Genomic DNA, 17329 nt, shown 5'->3' with positions numbered 1-17329 from the left:
AGATAATCCCAGTCACTCACCAAACGGATGTACAAATATAAACCGTGCCCCTCCCGTATAAGTCGGATCGACAGTCAGCGTACCTCCGATGAGATCGGCAATGGTACGGCAGATAGGCAGCCCCAGGCCGGCACCCTGTTTGAACTCGTCCACTTTCACAAAACGGTTGAAGATGCTCTCCTGTTTTTCCAGAGGAATGCCACAGCCGGTATCCGTTACGGAAAAGACGACTTGCTTCTTCTCCCTGTCCACCCGGTAATCGAGGTTGATCTCACCCTGCTCCGTGAATTTGGCAGCATTCGCCAGAAGATTCAGCAGCAATTGCTGTAAACGGAGCGGATCGGTTTTCATTACATAATCCTTATCCGAACAGGTCAGGTTCAGCTTAACGCCCGGTTGAACTTTGGGTTGTACACTCTTCTCCACGTTCCGGCAGCACTCATAGACATTACACTCCTTGAGCGTCAGATTATAAGCGCCTGACTCCAGACGTGACAAGTCGATCACATCATTTACCAGATCGAGCAACAGATCCGAATTATTATTGATGATCCGGATAAACTCCTTCCTCTCTTCTTCTTCCGCATCTTCCAGCAAACCGGAAAAACCGACAATGGCATTCAACGGTGTCCGTATCTCATGACTGATATTAGCGACGAAAGCAGTTTTCAGACGGTTGGACTCCTCCGCCTGCTCTTTGGCGATACGCAATTTATCCGTCGTATCGATCAATACACTACGCTCCTTTTGAAGGTCATTTTTCAGTTTACGGACATGGTAAACATAACGTAGCAAGAAAGAGAACAGGACTAACAGCACACCGAAGAAAATAAGGGTGATGGTCAGTTGGGTTTGTTTTTGTGCCAACTGTTTCTTTTGATAAAGCATGCTTTGCTCCTGCATCTTCTTGTCATTCAGATCGTGCAAAGTACGCAGTTGATTCAGCTGGCGGGTAAAAGCGGTGACGTTTGTTTGTTCAACCAAAGCAAGTAATTCACTGTGCAAAGCCAGGGCTTCCTCTTTCTTTCCGGCCGCTTTCAGGATATCGATCTTCACTTTAAGAACGTCCGGCGAATACTCTGCCGTCAGGGTCTTGTCGATCTGGCGAAGAGCCTCGGGATAATCTTTTACAAACAGATAATATCGGGCCAATGCCAGGTTGTATATGGAGATCAGGTAGATTTCATCTTTATTTTTCTCATTTACATATGAGGATGCTTTTTGTACAGCCTTATACGCTTCTTCCCGGTTTTGTTCTGCTACATATAAATTAATGTAATTGGAATACAAGATACAGAACATACGGGCAAACGGATAATAAATCCACTGTTTAGGGGCTTGTTTCTCCATATCCCGTAATAGATACTCATAGCGTTCAAGAACAGTCCTGGTTTTATCCAGTTCATTCAACCGCAGATAAGAAATAACCAGATAAGAGATGATCTGTACCTCATAAGTAGGATCATCACCCGATTCCCTTATCAGGGACAGTCCTTTTTCAAAGGCGGTAGTCGCATCTTTATCCCTGCCTATAACGAGATAAATCATTCCCAAATATTCGTTACTGGAGATGGCTCCCCTTAAGACTCCCGTTTCATCCGAGAGGATCTGAAGGCGTACCGCCTCATTCATCGCCAATTCATATTCACCATTGATCAGATAATAGCGACAATAATAATTGAGGAAGTCAAATAATTCATCAGGAGTATCCTTACGAACCTTCGTTACAGAGTCAAGTATCCCTCCCCAATAGAACAGACTATCCTTTTTATTCCTGTTACAATAATAGCGTCCTAAAGAAGAGAGGGCTTCGTAATAATATTTCATTGAGTCGACATCACCGGCCAATTGCACCAATTGCTTCTGATAACCGACTTCGGCCGGTGTCTGTCTGGTCAATCGGGTCAACTTGTACAGCGACCGCAATTTGACATTCACATCGGTTGTCTCCCTGAGAACAGACAACAAACTATCCTGATCTAATTTCTTTTGATTATCATCAATAATTGTATCAGAACAGTAGGCTTTAGTCCCCCATAAAAACAGACAAAACACGATAAATATCCCTCTATAATATATGCATTTGTTCCTCATAAAAGCGTCTATATCTATTGATTTCCAAAGATAGATGTTTTTATAGAACAACAGCGCAATATCCGGTATTTTTTATTCCCGGATTACATATTAGATATATTCTTATTCAACAGCTTCTTTGCCTCCGCTTCCGACAGGTTCCGACGGGCAGCATAATCTTTCATCTGCTCTTCGTCGATCGAGCCGATCATGAAGTATTGCGAGTCGGGATGGGCAAAATAAAGACCGCTGACCGTAGCCGTTGGATACATAGCCCCGTTTTCCGTCAGCTTCACTCCGATCTGCGACATATCCAGCAGGTTATCCAACGTATAGTTGAGCAACTGATCCGGCAGCGACGGATAACCGATAGCCGGACGGATACCCTGATATTTCACTTTATATAAATCGGAGATCGGTAAGGATTCGTCCGGTGCATATCCCCAGTATTCCTTACGCACCTTTTCATGCAGGTATTCGGCCAGGGCTTCGGCCAGACGGTCGGTCAATGTTTGAAGCAACATCGAGTTGTAGGTATCCCCCTCCTCTTCCAGTTGGTTCTTCAGAGACTCGGCACCGGCACCGGCAGTTACTACAAATGCACCGGCATAATCGGTACGGCCTTCGGATACCGGCAGGAGATAATCGGCCAGCGACTTATAGATACCTTCTTCCTTCTTTGCCTGCTGACGCAATACCGGGATCGTGATATCGCCCAGGCGGATATTATCACCGTCACTGTTGGCAGGGAAAAATCCGTAGATGGCCTTGCAATACTCGGCCTTCATTTCTACCAGACGATCGAGCAGCTTCACGGCATCCTTATACAATTGCATCGCTTCGGCAGCCTTCGCACGTTCTTCTTCCGGGAAGTCGGCCAGCCAGGATGCACGACAGCCGTCGCAACCGTGTATCTGCGTAATGGTGGCATAACGTCCGTTCAGCTTCCAGGCACTAAAGAAGAAAGTCCAGTGTATATAAGGGATGATCTCCTCCAAAGGAACATACGGAATAACATGTATGCCCATCCGGTTCGGAACCACCGGCGTATAGGCCGACCAGTCGAGCTTCTGCGGATTGGCACGGGCTTCATCCAGCGGAACCAGCACTTCTTTCTTCTTCTCCATAGAAGCACGCAAGGCTTCATATTCTTTATTGAGATTTTCTATATAAGCATCACGGGTATCCGGATTCAGCAACTTGGCTGCGATCAACGGATTCTGCGAAGCATCGAGCACGTGAATGACAGGATAGTCGTAATGCGGCGCGATCTTGATGGCCGTATGCAGCTTGGAGGTAGTCGCCCCGCCCACCATGACAGGGATGGTCAGGCCGGCTTTCTGCATTTCGTCCGTTACATGCACCATCTCTTCCAGCGAAGGCGTGATCAGTCCGGACAGGCAAACCAGATCCGGCTTTTCTTCGATAGCTGTCTTTATAATGACTTCGGCCGGAACCATCACCCCCAGGTCGATCACCTCATAATTGTTGCAGGCCAGCACGATCGATACGATATTCTTTCCGATATCGTGCACGTCGCCTTTTACGGTAGCGAAAACAACCTTTCCCGCTTTTGCCGAACCGGAAGCGGACTTCTCCGCCTCGATGGCCGGTTGCAGGATGGCAACAGCCTTTTTCATGGTACGGGCAGTCTTTACCACCTGCGGCAGGAACATTTTACCGGCACCGAACAACTCGCCGACCTTATTCATGCCACTCATCAGAGGGCCGTCGATGATATCCACGGCACGGGGATAGGCTTTCAAGGCTTCCGCCAGGTCTTCTTCCAGATGGTCGCCGATTCCTTTTATCAAGGCATATTCGAGACGCTCCTTCAACGGTTGCTCCCGCCAGGCTTCCTGTTTTTCTTCCGCTCCGCCCTGCTTTTCCACATGCAGGTTCTGAGCATACGTGATGAGTTCCTCGGCTGCTTCCGGACGGCGATACAGGATCACGTCTTCCAGCAGGTTACGGAACTCCGGTTCTATATCTTCATAAAGCACGGCTGATGAAGGATTGACAATCCCCATATCCAGCCCCTTGCCGATGGCATGGTAGAGGAATACGGAATGCATCGCTTCGCGCACATAATTATTCCCACGGAAGGAGAACGACAGGTTACTGATACCGCCGCTCACTTTCGCACCCGGCAGATTCTGCTTGATCCACTCGACGGCACGAATGAAATCGAGACCGTACCCGTTATGTTCTTCCATACCGGTAGCAATAGCCAGTACATTCGGGTCGAATATAATTCCATTCGGATCGAAATCTATTTTCTCCCGGAGGAGACGGTAAGCGCGTCCGCAGACTTCCGCTTTCCGTTCGAAGGTATCGGCCTGCCCTTTCTCGTCGAAAGCCATCACGACAACAGCCGCTCCCAGTTGTTTGATCCGGGCGGCATGAGCCAGAAAGGCTTCTTCCCCCTCTTTCAGGGAGATCGAGTTGACGATGCTTTTTCCCTGTACGCACATCAGGCCTTCTTCGATCACTTCCCATTTGGAAGAGTCGATCATAACAGGCACGCGGGCAATATCCGGTTCGGATGCCACCAGGTTCAGGAAAGTAGTCATTTCCTTTACCGCATCGAGCATACCGTCGTCCATATTGATATCGACTACTTGGGCACCGTCTTCCACCTGCTTGCGGGCAATGGTCAGCGCTTCTTCATAGTTCCCTTCCTTTATCAGGCGAAGGAATTTACGGGAGCCGGCTACGTTACAACGTTCGCCGATATTGATAAAGTTATTTTCTTTCTTTACTTCCAACAACTCTAGTCCTGACAGCCACAGGCAATCAGGTTTGGCAGCCGGGACATGCGGTTTCGCTCCTTTTATCAACGCCGGATATTGGGCGATATGAGCCGGAGTCGTACCACAACAACCTCCCAGGATATTAACCAGTCCCTCTTCAATGAACGGCTTCACATGACCGGCCATCTTTTCGGGCGTTTCGTCATACGTACCGAAACTATTCGGCAAACCGGCATTCGGATAGGCGCTGATATAATAAGGAGCATGTTTGGCCAGTTCCGCCAGATACGGTTTCATATCGGCTGCACCGAACGAGCAGTTCAGACCGATACTCACCAGATTGATATGCTGGACGGATGCCAGGCAGGCACCCAGTGTCTGACCGGACAGTGTACGTCCTCCCTGGGCGGAAAGCGTCAGCGACAACATGATCGGCAGTTCCTTCCCTTTTTCCTTCAGGGCTGTCTCGGCTGCTTCTAATCCGGCCTTTACATTCAGCGTGTCGAAGGTCGTTTCAAAAAGGATGATGTCCACCCCTCCGTCGATGAGGGCTTCCACCTGTTCTTTATAGGCTTTGTAGACATCTTTATAGGTGACAGCCCGGTAAGCGGGATTGCTTACGTCGGGGCTCATGGAAGCCGTCTTGTTGGTCGGGCCGACCGATCCGGCTACAAAAATAGTCCGACCGGGATGTTCCGCCATAAACCCATCGGCCACTTCGCGTCCCAACTTTCCGGCAGCCAGGTTTATCTCACGCACATATTCCTGCATGCCATAGTCTTCCATCGAAATGGCATTGGCATTGAAGGTGTTCGTCGCGAAGATATCCGCCCCGGCATCCAGGTACTGTCGATGAATGGATTTGATAACATCCGGACGGGTGATACACAACAGGTCGTTGTTCCCTTTCAGTTGCCCGGGAAAGTCGGAGAAACGATCGCCTCTGTAATCCTGTTCTTTCAGGTTAAATCCCTGGATCATGGTACCCATACCACCATCCAGAATCAGGATACGTTCCTGCAGGGAGCGTATAAATATTTCTTTAGTCATAGATATGTTGTTTCGTAGTGAAAAGAGAAACGGCAAGCAACTATATCTTACCGCTTGAATGCTCTGTCCATTTCCCGCTTATCGTCACGAGCCTTGATCGAGTCGCGCTTATCGTATTCCTTTTTACCTTTGGCGATAGCTACAACGACTTTGGCAAGCCCTTTTTCATTGATAAACATACGGGTAGGGATAATCGTAAAGCCGCTGTTACGGGCTGCACCGTCGATCTTGCGCAGCTCCTTCTTCGTAAGCAACAGCTTACGGTCACGGCGTGCCACATGATTATTATACGTACCATAGAAATATTCGGCGACATACATGTTCTTTACCCATAATTCGCCTCTTTCCATAATACAAAAAGTATCCACCAGGCTGGCTTTTCCCAGACGGATCGATTTGATCTCCGTCCCGGTCAGCACGATCCCGGCCGTGAACGTGTCGAGCAATTCGAAGTCGAATGTTGCCCGCTTGTTCTTTATCTGTATATTATTACTAATCTTTTCTTTCATCTTTCTTTATCTGTCAATAACGCAAGCCCGGCATCAACATGAAAAGTACAAATTCAATTACGGCTGGCGTCAGTAAAATAACAACGGTTGCTATACCGGCAAACTTCAGGCGTTCCTTCTCTTCCACCTGCATATAAGGGCCTGCTCCCTCCCAAACGATATAAAAGGTATAAAGTATGAAGATACGCAGGAAGAAAAATTCCGGCAACAGCATCAGGACGATATTCAACGCAAACATCAGTGACGAAGAATAACCGACAAAACGCTGGCAAAGTTTCATATCTTTCGTTCTTTTAAAGAATCCCTGCCAAAGCTCATTCAACAGATAAGCACTCAGGTAAAAACCACCGAACGATGAAACCAGGGTTTTAATGGAAGACTTCAAAGCCAGCTCTATGTCGAACTCTTTCCGCGTAAACAATACGCCCAGAAATGCAGCCGCAGTAACCAGCCCGATTAACGGGTACACGAATTTTGATAAGAATTCGTCACCCTTCTCTTCTTTCTTTGTCAGCATCTCCCACGCCTTCCCCGGCTGGGAAATGATAGCTATTACCCACTTTAATATCTCTTTATACATCTCTCCGTTTTCTATTCAAATGACAAAAGTATAAAAATAAGGGATATAAATAGTTATACAAAACCTTTTATCATTAATAACGGTATCCTCCCCCTTACCGTAAACTTCTATTTTTACCCGTATCCCTCTTATTCTTCAGTTCCGTTATCCAATGGATAGCTTAACTCCAAGATAGACCATTCAACCCCAGTCGTATCCTTATTCGGTTTTGCAACATAATTAACTGCAATAGTAAGCGTCTTCGACTGATTGGCTGTTTCCATCTCCAAAGCTTTATTGAAAAAGCTTTCGATATCGAATGCTTCCGTATGAGGCACCAATGTCGAGTCTGCATCTGCCGGAATCTCCGACTTCCGGATAGCGCGCAAATACAGGTTGTATGTACGAAAACCATCTGTCGTCTTATACAAATTAACACTATCATAATGCATTACAAAACTATCCCGCTGGCTTTCCGGCTCATTGAGCTGCGGCCAGAGGAAAAGACGTCCCTTGATATAAGGTGTACGCGTCCCAATCTTTGCTATATATTGTTCGTCTGTCAACAGAGTATCCGATGGGACAGTTCCTTCCACTGTCCACAAAGGGACTTCCGTAGGCTCACCGAGTAATTCCACCGACAAGCTGTCTGTCTTTTGTAATTCAGGATTGGAAGTATCAAAAGAATATTGCACCATAAAACAGTCGCCCGCATCCGCACGCAAAGAGTTTATGCTGGAAGAATAGATCAGACGACCACCACTCAGAACAAGTCCCCTGGATGGACGAACCTGATAAACAGCTTCCTGCTCCCCTACAGTTATCCGGGTATTGGAATCACCCAGACAGGATGATAGCATGATAAAACAAACCGCAAATACCCAATATAAATCTTTCTTTCTCATTTCACATTTCATCTGTTAATCGTTTATGCCTTACAAGACTCCACACAAAGGGATCGTACAAAGGTAGTAAAAAAGAAAACACAATAAACAAGAAAACCGGGAACCTTTGCAAAAACAAAGAAACCCAGTTCACTTCCCGTACCGAAAACGGTACCAGGACAGTAGTGCCAGTCCCAATAACACTACTATGCTAAGAATACTAACACAGTAGTATCAAGACAGTTTACACTACTATGTAAAAGTATGATTTTTAAATCGTATCCGAATAATAAGCTTTCGGCAGACGGCGGCAGTTATACTGGGAAGCCATCACTTCACCGTAAGCACCGGCAGAACGCAAAGCGATCAGGTCACCGCGATGTGCTTTGTTCAGTTCGACATCTTTACCGAATACATCGGATGATTCGCAGATGGGGCCCACCACATCGTAGAGCTCCACTTCCTCATCACTGGAGATATTTTCGATCCGGTGATACGCGTCATACATAGCCGGACGGATCAGTTCGGTAAAACCTGCGTCGAGGATAGCAAATTTCTTCGTCTCGCCAATCTTCACATACAGCACCTGTGAGATCAGTGTACCGCACTGTGCCACCACCGAACGGCCCGGTTCGAAGTGAACCTCTTGTCCGGGACGAACCTTCAGCAGTTTGTTGAATACCGCGAAATAATTATCGAAAGCAGGAATAGGCAGATGGTTCGGATGATAATAATCGATACCCAGACCGCCACCGAAGTTCAGATTTTCAATAATGATACCACGGGCTTCCAGTTCTTCCTGTATCTCATTCACACGGATCACCAGGTTACGGAATGAAGACATATCCGTGATCTGTGAACCGATATGGCAATGAATACCGATCAGCTTCACGTTCTTCAGTTTTGAAAGATTATCCAATACTTCCCCAAGCTGGCTCAGATTGATACCGAATTTATTTTCTTTCATACCGGTCGTGATCTTGGCATGCGTATGCGCATCTACTTCCGGGTTGATACGGAGAGCCACAGCGGCTACTTTATTCTTTGCGGCTGCCAGTTCGTTCAGGATATCCAGCTCGACGGCAGACTCGACATTGAAGCAGAAGATATCGTTATCCAGCCCTAGGTTGATTTCCCAGTCGGCTTTACCGACACCGGCAAATACGATCTTATCAGAAGGGAAACCGGCATCCAGAGCGGCCTGTACTTCGCCACCGCTCACACAGTCGGCACCCAGTCCGTTTTCGGCTATAATAGAAAGGATACGCGGATTGGCATTTGCTTTCACGGCATAATGTACATGGTAATTGTACTTGCCGGCTTCCGTTTTTACCATATCCAGGGTGTCCTGCAATAATTTCACATCATAATAATAAAAAGGCGTAGGAAGTGCCTTCAGTTTATCTATCGGGAATGTTCCTTTGAGCATATTATTATATATTATATAAATTAAAGAAGGGCAGTCTGAATAGGCTGCCCTCGGATTATTTAGTTGTTAAATAAATGATCGCTTAACGCCTGTAGCGCTTTTACCTTATCAGTGGCTTTCACCAGAAGCGAAACGTTGTAGTTGCTTCCGCCGTATGAGATCATACGAACCGGCACGTCTTTCATCGCCTGTACGATACGGGCTTCGAAACCGACGTTGTCCCATTCCAGGTCGCCTACCACACAGACAATCACCATGTTTTCATCAACGGTAACTGTTCCGTATTTCTTCAGGTCGTCTACAATTTCTTCCAGATGCTTGCGGTTGTCGATCGTTACGGAAACACCCACTTCAGAAGTGGTAACCATATCGATCGGAGTCTGGTAGTTTTCGAAGATTTCGAATACCTTACGCAGGAAACCGGTAGCCAGCAGCATACGGCCGCTCTTTATCTTAATGGAAATGATATTGTCTTTTGCCGCAACAGCCTTGATCTTTCCTTTTTCCGTTTCGTTGGAGATCAACGTACCGGGAGCTTCCGGCTGCATGGTGTTGAGCAGACGAACCGGGATATTGTTCAACTTGGCCGGCAGGATACAAGTCGGGTGCAGGATCTTGGCACCGAAGTAAGCCAGTTCTGCTGCTTCTTCGAAATGCAGGTTACGAACGGGCGATGTCTTGTCGACAATACGCGGATCGTTGTTATGCATACCGTCGATATCTGTCCAGATTTGGATTTCTTCTGCATTGAGAGCTGCACCGATCAGAGAAGCGCTATAATCGCTACCGCCACGTTGCAGGTTATCTATCTCACCGTAAGCGTTACGACAGATATATCCCTGGGTGATGTACAGTTCCGCATCCTTATGTTCGTTCAGCAATTTGCTTAAACGTTCCTTGATATATACAGGATCCGGCTCAGCATTTTTATCCGTACGCATATATTCGAGTGCAGGAAGCAGGACAGACTTAACACCTGTTTCATTCAGATACAGGTTCATCATGCCGGTAGAGATCAATTCTCCCTGTGCCAATACGACTTTTTCTTCAAACAAGGTGAAAAGGTCTTTCGTAAAGGTACGGATATAGTCGAAATGAGATTTTACAAGTTCTTTGGCCTTCTGCTTATATTCGTCGGTGCTATACAGTTCTTCGATATGTCCGTAATACTTCTGTGCAAGCTTATTGATGATCTCGTTTGCACCATCCGGATTTTTCTTGTACAGGTAGTCGGATATTTCAACCAACGAGTTGGTTGTACCAGACATGGCAGACAACACCACGATGTTACGGTCGCCTGAGCAAATGAGCTTTGCTACCTCTTTCATTCTCTGTGCAGATCCCACAGAAGTACCGCCAAACTTTAAAACTTTCATTTTCTTTTCCTATGATTAAATTGTTTGTTCCTTGCTTTTTGCGTGTGCAAAGTTACATAAAAAATTATTCTCCCACATCACCCAGACAGGCATTCTCACATTTAACTATACGGGCCGGATAATTATGTACCAGTGTATAGTTATGTGTGGTCATTATCACGGCCGTACCTTTCTGGCAGATATCATGCAGAAGCTGCACGATCTGACCGCTTGTTTCCGGGTCGAGGTTGCCTGTCGGCTCGTCGGCCAGTATCAGCTTCGGATCGTTCAGAAGCGCCCTTGCTATGACGATACGCTGTTGTTCGCCACCCGATAGTTCGTGCGGCATCTTGTATCCTTTGTTATGCATCCCGACCTGATGGAGCACATCGTCGATGCGCTCTTTTATCTCGCTCTTCTTCTTCCATCCGGTAGCCCGCAGGACGAACTCCAGATTACGGATCACCGAACGGTCGGTCAGCAACTGGAAATCCTGAAAGACAATCCCCAGCTTACGGCGGAGATAGGGTATATCTTTCCGCTTCATCTTACAAAGATTATAGTCGAGCAGCCAGGCTTCTCCCCGGCCGATCGGGATTTCGCAATACAATGATTTCAACAGACTGCTCTTTCCGGAACCGACTTTTCCGATGACATAGACAAACTCTCCGTTACGAAGGGTAAAAGAGGCGTTGTGGAGTATGACATTTTCGTCGCGGCAGATCTCCACATCTTCCAGTTTGAGCAGTATTGTATCTTCCATAGTAATTATGCTTTATGTCTTTTCTTTAATTCGCGTGCCAGATCCTCCAGACGAAGGCCTTTGCTTGTAAGTAATACGATCAGGTGATAAACCAGGTCGGATGCTTCGTAGATAAAGCCGTCTTCTGTACCGTTGGTCGCTTCGATCACTGTTTCGACAGCTTCTTCGCCTACTTTCTGAGCCATACGGTTCACTCCCTTCAGGAACAGGGAAGTAGTGTAAGAGCCTTCCGGCATCTCCTGACGGCGCTGTTCGATAAAGTCCTGCAGATATTTCAGGAACATGATATCCTCGATGTTCTTTTCACCGAAACAAGTATCGGCACCTGTATGGCAAACCGGGCCGGCCGGAATAGCTTTGATCAGGATCGTATCGTTATCGCAATCCACCATCATACTTACCACCTGCAGGATATTACCGCTGGTTTCCCCTTTCATCCACAAACGGTTCTTGGTGCGGCTGAAGAAAGTCACCTTTCCGGTTTCTCTTGTTTCCTCATAGGCTTCTTCATTCATAAAGCCCAGCATCAATACTTTGTTGGTATTGTTATCCTGAACGATTGCCGGGATAAGTCCGCCCATTTTTTCAAAATCTAATTTCATCTTATTCTTGTAATTATATTCTTACATTGATTCCTTCCGTATGAAGGTATTGCTTTAAATCGGATATGCCTATTTCGCCGAAGTGAAACACGCTGGCTGCTAATGCGGCATCCGCTTTCCCTTCAGCAAAGGTATCACGGAAGTGGTTCATCTTTCCGGCTCCCCCGGAAGCAATGACCGGGATATGCAGGTTATCGGCCAATACGGATAATGCTTCATTCGCATATCCATCTTTCACGCCGTCGTGTGTCATACTGGTAAACAGTATCTCACCGGCTCCACGGCTTTCCGCTTCGGTAGCCCACTGGTACAAATGTTTATCCGTAGGGATACGTCCCCCGTTCAGATAACAGATCCAGTCGCCGTTTTCGTTGTTCGCATCGATGGCCACAACGCATACCTGGCTTCCGAAGTTCTTCGCGATCTCCTCGATCAGCGAAGGATTACGCAACGCAGCCGAGTTGATCGAAACCTTATCGGCTCCGGCGCTCAACAGACGGTCTACGTCTTTCAGTTCATTGATCCCGCCTCCTACCGTAAACGGAATACTGATATTTGCCGCTACTTTCTTCACCAGTTCCGTAAATGTCTTACGTCCCTCGTGCGAAGCGGTTATGTCCAGGTAGACAAGCTCATCGGCTCCTTCCCGGCTATATTGCGCCCCCAGCTCCACAGGGTCTCCTGCATCGCGAAAGTTCACAAAATTTATTCCTTTTACTGTTTTTCCATCTTTAATATCCAGACAGGGTACTATTCTCTTCGCCAACATACTTTGATCTCCCTTAATTATCAAGTAAAACGAAGCAGATCTTTCAAATCGATCTTTCCTTCGTATATCGCTTTGCCGAAAATAACCGCCGGTATTCCCGCCTCAGCCAGTTTTTCTATATCCTCAATAGAACTGACCCCGCCGCTGGCTATGATATATATAAAAGGTAATGCATCCCGTATTTCCTTATACAATTCGATAGCCGGCCCTTGCAACATTCCATCCCGGCTGATATCCGTACAGATCACTTTTGTGATGCCTTTGTCGTAATATCCCTCGATGAAAGGAATCAGTTCCTCATTAGTTGTTTCTTCCCATCCGCTGATCGCTATTTTTTTATCTTTGGCGTCAGCGCCTAATATAATCTTCTCGCTTCCGAACTTAGTGATCCATGAAGTGAACACTTCGGGATTCTTTACGGCGATACTACCGCCCGTCACCATCTGCGCCCCGCTTTCGAAAGCGATCTCCAGATCGTCTTCCTGCTTCAATCCGCCGCCGAAATCGATCACCAGCGAAGTGCGCGTAGCCAGCCGTTCCAGTATACGGTAGTTAATGATCCGTCCCTGACGTGCCCCATCCAGGTCTACCACATGCAGACGACGGATACCATGTGCTTCGAACATCTTCGCCACTTCGAGCGGATCTTCATTATACACTTTCTTTGTGTCGTAATCGCCTTGCGTAAGACGTACACATTTTCCGTCAATCAAATCTATAGCTGGAATAAGCTCGATCATATATCTTTATAGTTTTAGAAAGTTCTTTAGAATTACTTCACCGACAGAACCACTCTTTTCCGGATGAAACTGCGTTGCATAAAAGTTATCCTTATGCAGCGAAGCGCTGAACGGAAGAATATAATTAGTGGTTGCAGCCGTATACTCGTTCACCGGTACATAATAACTATGTACGAAGTAAACAAATTTGTTCTCTAATTGTGCGGTAAATAAACCGTCTTTAACTTGCATGATCGTGTTCCATCCCATGTGGGGCACCTTATCCTCATGACGGTGAGGGATGAACCGCTTCACTTCCGTATCAAAAATTCCCAGGCATTCTGCATCTCCTTCTTCAGAATGACGACACATTAATTGCATACCCAGACAAATACCCAATACGGGTTGTTTCAGGTCCCTGATAACAGCATCCATTTTATGTTCTTTCAGATAAGCCATAGTGGTCTGTGCTTCCCCTACTCCCGGGAAGATCACCTTATCTGCTTTACTTAATATTTCCGGGTCCGCTGTAATCACAGGACTTACGCCCAATCGCTTCAGTGCATAACTCACTGAGTAGATATTTCCGGCATTATACTTAATAATGGCGACGTCCATTTTCTTTCTCCGTTTTCTTTTTTATATTGAGTTGCAAAAGTAACAAATTATCATAACATATCACTGTATGGTTTATGAAAAGTTGCCAAACAGTGTAGATTTGTGACAAACCTGTTTTAATTCGCCCCTTCGAGGACTCTGGTATCTTTGAAAAGGAACGAAAAAAATCTTACTTCTTAACCTGCTGCATATCAGCCATGATCTAAAAAAACATACATTTTCTTTCTCTGAAGTATTGCAAGATTAAAAATAATACTTACCTTTGCACCGCAATCGAGAGAGATTGATAATAAAAAGAGGTTCGGTAGTTCAGTTGGTTAGAATACATGCCTGTCACGCATGGGGTCGCGGGTTCGAGTCCCGTCCGGACCGCTTTCAAAGAAAGTAAAATAAAGTAAAGCTCTGTAATTTAGTAATTACAGAGCTTTTTCTTTATTATCCGAATATCCATTTTGAAGCCTTAGGAATCAGTCGGTAGAAAAGTGCGACAAACGCCCACGATATAGCAAATACCATGACTGCCGTTACCGGTATCTTTATCGAAACGGGTATGGATAACGCATTGGCAATAGCATAACCAAGCCCGACAACAAAATAATGTACCAAATAAATTCCGAGTCCGCATTTGGTGATATTCGCAAATAGGGCTACATATTTTTCGGAGCTGAATTTCACTTGACGAACCAATAGAAACAGCGCAACAGTCATCAGTGCCACATTAGGGGAACAGTACAAAAAGAAAAGCTCCATCTCCTGCTCCGTACAGTCGGGATTCGCAGTCATAAATTTGAAGCCGATATAGGTGACTACATAACCTATGGCAAACAAGGGGAGCGCAACCGCAATTGTTTTACTCCAGCTCCATGGCTTCACGTCTTTTGTCAGATAATACCCTAGCAGCAAATAGCCGTTAAATCCTGCAAAGTAGTAGAATGTCCCAAATGTATTCCACGCACTAAGCCCGAATAGCTCGTGCGAAAAGAAAGTGTAAGCATAAGGCATAAAGAGAGTAACCGCCCAAATGGAAAGGAATATCTTTTTTTGCGAAACAGTCGCTTTCTCGACCCAAGCCGAGAAGAAGGGCATATACAAATAGAGCCCGATGAGCATATACAAATACCACATCGGCACGGTGTAGACATTAAATTGAAATGGGATGAGCGCAATGTTTTTCATAGCGTCACTGAATGATTGTGAGGCATCGGATGAAGCATACGCAAACACATCCGAGATAATCGTCGGTGACAATCCCAACAGACCGGTTACCCACGGGAAAAGATTGTACAAGACAGACCATATCAGAAAAGGCACTGCAATTCTGAAAAGCCGTTTTTTGTAGAAGTCACCTATGGATAGATTCACGGGTAATAGCAACAATCCTGTAATCATAACAAACAACGGAACACAAGGGCGGAGAAATGAACCGTAAAGAGAACCCCAAAAATTGAATTCTGGATTGGAACGAGCTTCGGCTGAGACATTAAAAGGGTCGGAACAGTGAATGCAAATCACCATAAAGATGGCGATAAATCGAAGAACATCCACCCAAACGATTCTGGATGGTTGGATTAAGTGAGTTTTTTGCGACATATCTTTGTTACTTATGTGAAAATATCCACAAAGGTACAAAATTGCCTTTCGCGACTTTTTTAACTACTTAAAGAAAACGTATTCATTTCCTTAATGCACACAATGTGACATGTGACATTCCAAGATAAGAAGCGATGTAGCCTAAATTGACACGCTGAATCAGATCCGGGTTTTTCTCCACGAAATCTTTGTAACGTTCCTCTGCCGACATATACAGGCGATAAATGAGCCTTCTTTCCATCTCGACAAACGCTTTTTGGTGCAATATGCGCAACCAATTTGCAATGTCGGCATCACTTGAACACAGGTTTTCGAGTTTCGCTATCGGAATATAGTAGAACAGGGAGTTTTCAAGCACTTGTACCGCTTCGTTTTCGTACCCTGGGGTTTTACCGTAAAAGCTATTTGTCGAATAGATTAGATCACCCTCTTTGCTAAACCAGGAAGTAACCTCCTTGCCTTCAACCAGATTATATGCGCGAGCGATACCTTTTTCAATGAAATAGACATTCGTGTCTTTTTTATCAGGAGCAATTAGTATTGTCTTTTTCGATATGTTGATAGGGTGCAAACAAGAGGTTAACTTTTCGATAGCATTTTCACTAACATTGAAAGTTTGCTTTATTGAGCTAATGATTCTGTCCATAGTATATATAACTGCCTAATATATAGCACAAAGGTATAAAAATAAGATTTTATTTTTATAGCAGAGCTACACCTTGAATTTTTTCGTTCTTTCCAATATATAATCCTAATTTTATTTCTTAAGTATTCTCATTAAGCTGGCAGCATCCTGCAATAAATTCACCGTCTCAAAACATCCTTTATAAAACACAGCCCAGTTGTTGAATACACAAGGTAGCTCCTTGGCTTTTTGTAGTGTATCCACCAGGATGAAAGATACAGGAACATCATTCATTTCACAATACTGTCTGACAATATCAATTTTTTGATCGATATAAGGACACTGCATATCATAATAAATTGTCAGCTCTTTGCTTTCAATGACTTCTTTCTTAGCATTTTGCGCGAACTTCGGCATTGTGCCGTCAAAAGAAAGCGCAAGCAATTCATATCCGCTATCGGTTACATCAACAACCTCAAACCCGAACTTCTTTGCAAACGACTGGTCAGAAAGCCAGGATTTTTGTTTTTTTGCCCCGAGCATACAGATACCGGATTTACCCTTTTCTTTAGCATCGACTATACAATACTCCATCAGTGCCCGCCCATATCCTTTTCCTTTATAATTACCCAAAGTCCATAAACAATAGAGGTAATAATAGTTATCACCTATTATGGGAACCCAGGCTGTTTCCAAAGGAGCATACTCGATAAAAACCGTCGCTTTTTCATTTAACTTTCTAAAGACATGACCTTCACTCAGTCGATCAGAAAGCCATTGACGTTTTGCCTCAACACCGGGATGAGGCTTTTTAGTACGGATAATGCAACACAAATGCTCATCTGCCAGGTTCTCCGCTGTTAAGTTTATAAAATCAGTATCCATATGTATCTTCGCTTCAGAAGTGTAAATGTAGTAAATTTATACGGATTCTACCATTTACCTCAAAAAACATACAATTCGTCAATCTTATTTGAAACCAGCTTCCCCACCTCATAGCTTTGCCGATAGATTATTAAACGACAAAAAAT

At 45.3% G+C, this 17329-nt stretch carries 15 protein-coding genes and 1 tRNA gene; 1 reads left to right on the top strand and 15 read right to left on the bottom strand.

What is annotated here, in order from left to right; translation table 11 throughout:
- Positions 1 to 12: 12 nt before the first annotated feature.
- The 12 genes from HMPREF1212_RS03835 to hisH form a co-directional block, all read right to left on the bottom strand.
- Positions 13 to 2094 carry a PAS domain-containing sensor histidine kinase gene (locus HMPREF1212_RS03835; RefSeq protein ID WP_046150221.1) on the bottom strand — a complete coding sequence of 694 codons (2082 nt, stop codon included), beginning with the start codon at positions 2092 to 2094 and terminating at the stop codon, positions 13 to 15.
- A gap of 83 nt (positions 2095 to 2177) precedes the next feature.
- Positions 2178 to 5876, bottom strand: coding sequence for a methionine synthase (gene metH / locus HMPREF1212_RS03830; protein WP_046148491.1), 3699 nt, complete (start codon positions 5874 to 5876; stop codon positions 2178 to 2180).
- Between the two features lie 47 nt (positions 5877 to 5923).
- Entirely contained in the window at positions 5924 to 6385 is a 462-nt protein-coding gene (smpB, locus tag HMPREF1212_RS03825) for an SsrA-binding protein SmpB (protein ID WP_028726166.1), read from the bottom strand.
- Between the two features lie 13 nt (positions 6386 to 6398).
- Positions 6399 to 6965, bottom strand: a complete 567-nt coding sequence (locus HMPREF1212_RS03820) for a YIP1 family protein (RefSeq protein WP_028726165.1) — start codon at positions 6963 to 6965, stop codon at positions 6399 to 6401.
- Between the two features lie 128 nt (positions 6966 to 7093).
- Positions 7094 to 7849, bottom strand: a complete 756-nt coding sequence (locus HMPREF1212_RS03815; RefSeq protein WP_046150220.1) for a hypothetical protein — start codon at positions 7847 to 7849, stop codon at positions 7094 to 7096.
- Between the two features lie 250 nt (positions 7850 to 8099).
- A complete protein-coding gene (gene lysA / locus HMPREF1212_RS03810) occupies positions 8100 to 9257 on the bottom strand; it encodes a diaminopimelate decarboxylase (protein ID WP_046148490.1) in 1158 nt (385 codons plus the stop codon).
- A gap of 59 nt (positions 9258 to 9316) precedes the next feature.
- Positions 9317 to 10633, bottom strand: a complete 1317-nt coding sequence (locus HMPREF1212_RS03805; RefSeq protein ID WP_028726162.1) for an aspartate kinase — start codon at positions 10631 to 10633, stop codon at positions 9317 to 9319.
- A gap of 64 nt (positions 10634 to 10697) precedes the next feature.
- Positions 10698 to 11375: a cell division ATP-binding protein FtsE gene (locus HMPREF1212_RS03800; RefSeq protein WP_028726161.1), complete on the bottom strand. Its 678-nt coding sequence runs from the start codon at positions 11373 to 11375 to the stop codon at positions 10698 to 10700.
- A 5-nt stretch (positions 11376 to 11380) separates the two neighbouring features.
- A complete protein-coding gene (gene hisIE / locus HMPREF1212_RS03795) occupies positions 11381 to 11977 on the bottom strand; it encodes a bifunctional phosphoribosyl-AMP cyclohydrolase/phosphoribosyl-ATP diphosphatase HisIE (RefSeq protein ID WP_046148489.1) in 597 nt (198 codons plus the stop codon).
- Between the two features lie 13 nt (positions 11978 to 11990).
- Complete coding sequence (hisF, locus tag HMPREF1212_RS03790) at positions 11991 to 12746, bottom strand: imidazole glycerol phosphate synthase subunit HisF (protein WP_028726159.1); 756 nt, start codon at positions 12744 to 12746, stop codon at positions 11991 to 11993.
- Positions 12747 to 12766: 20 nt separating this feature from the next.
- Positions 12767 to 13486, bottom strand: a complete 720-nt coding sequence (gene hisA, locus HMPREF1212_RS03785; protein WP_028726158.1) for a 1-(5-phosphoribosyl)-5-[(5-phosphoribosylamino)methylideneamino]imidazole-4-carboxamide isomerase — start codon at positions 13484 to 13486, stop codon at positions 12767 to 12769.
- A gap of 6 nt (positions 13487 to 13492) precedes the next feature.
- Positions 13493 to 14083 (bottom strand): imidazole glycerol phosphate synthase subunit HisH, encoded by a 591-nt coding sequence (gene hisH, locus HMPREF1212_RS03780; RefSeq protein WP_028726157.1) that lies wholly within the window; start codon positions 14081 to 14083, stop codon positions 13493 to 13495.
- A gap of 298 nt (positions 14084 to 14381) precedes the next feature.
- On the opposite strand from hisH, the gene HMPREF1212_RS03775 reads away from it, so the two are divergent.
- A tRNA-Asp gene (locus HMPREF1212_RS03775) sits at positions 14382 to 14455 on the top strand.
- Between the two features lie 63 nt (positions 14456 to 14518).
- Here HMPREF1212_RS03775 and HMPREF1212_RS03770 read toward each other — a convergent pair.
- The 3 genes from HMPREF1212_RS03770 to HMPREF1212_RS03760 all read right to left on the bottom strand — a co-directional run bounded on the left by HMPREF1212_RS03770 (position 14519) and on the right by HMPREF1212_RS03760 (position 17183).
- Positions 14519 to 15673: an acyltransferase gene (locus HMPREF1212_RS03770; protein WP_046148488.1), complete on the bottom strand. Its 1155-nt coding sequence runs from the start codon at positions 15671 to 15673 to the stop codon at positions 14519 to 14521.
- 82 nt (positions 15674 to 15755) lie between these two features.
- On the bottom strand, positions 15756 to 16319 hold the full coding sequence (locus tag HMPREF1212_RS03765) for a Crp/Fnr family transcriptional regulator (protein WP_028726155.1): 564 nt from the start codon (positions 16317 to 16319) through the stop codon (positions 15756 to 15758).
- 111 nt (positions 16320 to 16430) lie between these two features.
- Positions 16431 to 17183 (bottom strand): GNAT family N-acetyltransferase, encoded by a 753-nt coding sequence (locus HMPREF1212_RS03760; protein WP_046148487.1) that lies wholly within the window; start codon positions 17181 to 17183, stop codon positions 16431 to 16433.
- Positions 17184 to 17329 lie beyond the last annotated feature (146 nt).

The organism is Parabacteroides sp. HGS0025, assembly GCF_000969845.1.
Lineage (GTDB): Bacteria > Bacteroidota > Bacteroidia > Bacteroidales > Tannerellaceae > Parabacteroides > Parabacteroides gordonii.
This window is presented reverse-complemented; position numbering and strand designations above follow the sequence as displayed.

Bases quoted from the DNA above. Each gene is read 5' to 3' on its own strand.
- HMPREF1212_RS03835 (WP_046150221.1), bottom strand. From the start codon at position 2,094: ATGAGGAACAAATGCATATATTATAGAGGGATATTTATCGTGTTTTGT.
- metH (WP_046148491.1), bottom strand. From the start codon at position 5,876: ATGACTAAAGAAATATTTATACGCTCCCTGCAGGAACGTATCCTGATT.
- smpB (WP_028726166.1), bottom strand. From the start codon at position 6,385: ATGAAAGAAAAGATTAGTAATAATATACAGATAAAGAACAAGCGGGCA.
- HMPREF1212_RS03820 (WP_028726165.1), bottom strand. From the start codon at position 6,965: ATGTATAAAGAGATATTAAAGTGGGTAATAGCTATCATTTCCCAGCCG.
- HMPREF1212_RS03815 (WP_046150220.1), bottom strand. From the start codon at position 7,849: ATGAGAAAGAAAGATTTATATTGGGTATTTGCGGTTTGTTTTATCATG.
- lysA (WP_046148490.1), bottom strand. From the start codon at position 9,257: ATGCTCAAAGGAACATTCCCGATAGATAAACTGAAGGCACTTCCTACG.
- HMPREF1212_RS03805 (WP_028726162.1), bottom strand. From the start codon at position 10,633: ATGAAAGTTTTAAAGTTTGGCGGTACTTCTGTGGGATCTGCACAGAGA.
- HMPREF1212_RS03800 (WP_028726161.1), bottom strand. From the start codon at position 11,375: ATGGAAGATACAATACTGCTCAAACTGGAAGATGTGGAGATCTGCCGC.
- hisIE (WP_046148489.1), bottom strand. From the start codon at position 11,977: ATGAAATTAGATTTTGAAAAAATGGGCGGACTTATCCCGGCAATCGTT.
- hisF (WP_028726159.1), bottom strand. From the start codon at position 12,746: ATGTTGGCGAAGAGAATAGTACCCTGTCTGGATATTAAAGATGGAAAA.
- hisA (WP_028726158.1), bottom strand. From the start codon at position 13,486: ATGATCGAGCTTATTCCAGCTATAGATTTGATTGACGGAAAATGTGTA.
- hisH (WP_028726157.1), bottom strand. From the start codon at position 14,083: ATGGACGTCGCCATTATTAAGTATAATGCCGGAAATATCTACTCAGTG.
- HMPREF1212_RS03770 (WP_046148488.1), bottom strand. From the start codon at position 15,673: ATGTCGCAAAAAACTCACTTAATCCAACCATCCAGAATCGTTTGGGTG.
- HMPREF1212_RS03765 (WP_028726155.1), bottom strand. From the start codon at position 16,319: ATGGACAGAATCATTAGCTCAATAAAGCAAACTTTCAATGTTAGTGAA.
- HMPREF1212_RS03760 (WP_046148487.1), bottom strand. From the start codon at position 17,183: ATGGATACTGATTTTATAAACTTAACAGCGGAGAACCTGGCAGATGAG.